Origin of the sequence: Pseudomonas sp. B26(2017) (genome assembly GCF_002113045.1) — a bacterium.
Taxonomy (GTDB): domain Bacteria; phylum Pseudomonadota; class Gammaproteobacteria; order Pseudomonadales; family Pseudomonadaceae; genus Aquipseudomonas.
The window spans coordinates 1-1,313 of sequence record NZ_NEJJ01000031.1 but is presented as its reverse complement, the minus strand read 5'-3'; the positions used below and the strand labels follow the sequence as shown (position 1 = coordinate 1,313).

Sequence of the window (1,313 nt, the reverse complement as noted above, 5' to 3'; positions counted from 1 at the left end):
TGTCTAGTCCTGAAATAGGTTTACACCTGTTTCAGCCTCAAAACGCCCGATGCACCGCATCGGGTGTTTTGTATTTCAGCGACAGATGAGGCCGCTCGTTGTTATAGATCTGCACCGACTCGTCCACCATCCGGATGGCCTCTGCAAAATTTTTGGGGCGATGCAGCAATAACTCGTTTTTCAAAATCCCGTTCACACGCTCAGCCAACGCGTTTTGGTAGCAGTCGTAGCCATCGGTCATTGAGCAGGTGATGCCGTATTTGGCATGCAGCCGCTGATAAAGCTCGGAGCAGTATTGGACGCCTCTATCCGAGTGATGCACCAAACATTGCTTCGTTGTCCGCTGCTTGAGGGCTTTGTTGAACGCCTGGATCACCGATTCGGTGTGCAAGCTTTCATGGACATGGTGCCCCACGATTTTTCGGGAGTACGCATCGGTGATCAAACTCAGATAAGCCACACCCGTTTGCGTCGGTAAGTAGGTGATGTCCGCAACCCATACTTGCTCTGGCGCCTTGGCAACTACCTGAATCGGTCCATCTTTGAGCAGGTTTGGATGCCGGCGAAAGCGATGATGGCTATCTGTCGTTTTGTGATAGGCCCGTCTGCGGGGAACCAGCTCGCGCCGATCTCGCAAGATATCGAATAACCGGTCTCGACCGACCTTTACGGACACCTCTGGCTCAGTGTGCATCAGATTGTGAAGTTTTCGGGTGCCAAGGCGCGGTTGCCTAAGTCGTTTCTCCCTCACGAATCCCATCACTTCCTGGGCATGACGGGCCCGGGCATCACACGCGCGGTTGCGCTTGTAATAAGCCTGACGGGAAATCCCCATGAACTGGCAAGCCCGACTAATGCTCAGGTCTTGGATCTGCCCTTGGGAGAGGACTTGCCGGATCGCTTTTTTACGACAGAAACACCGAAGTCGTTCTTTAAAACATCAACGACAGCTTCGAAAAACTGAGCTTTCTGGTTGGCTTGGGCCAGCTTTTCTTCGAGCTCTTTGATTCGCTGTTCGGGTGTCAGTGGTTTATTGGGCTCATCCATGGAACGGGGTCTCTTGGAGCGAATGGACGCGCCTTGACTCCAGTCCTGCCGACCATGCCTGCGTAACCAGTTCAGTACGGTCGATTTACCCTGAATGCCATAACGCTCTTGAGCCTCTTTATAACTCAACTCGCCTTTTTCGACCTGATCGACGACCGACAATTTAAAGGTCCGCGTGTAATCACGCTGACTGCGCCTTTTTCCTGTATTCATTACTCCCTCCTGAGAATGGGTCAGAAGGTGTAAACCTTATTCAGGACGAGACA

General features: G+C 52.2%; 1 protein-coding gene. It reads right to left on the bottom strand.

Annotated elements, in window-relative coordinates; translation table 11 throughout:
• Positions 1-37 precede the first annotated feature (37 nt).
• Positions 38-1,260, bottom strand: a protein-coding gene (locus CAF79_RS28580; RefSeq protein ID WP_139832643.1) for an IS3 family transposase whose coding sequence is annotated in 2 segments (ribosomal slippage) — positions 38-909 and positions 909-1,260 — 1,224 coding nt in all. Because the reading frame shifts where the segments join, the coding sequence is not laid out codon by codon here.
• Between the last annotated feature and the right edge of the window lie 53 nt (positions 1,261-1,313).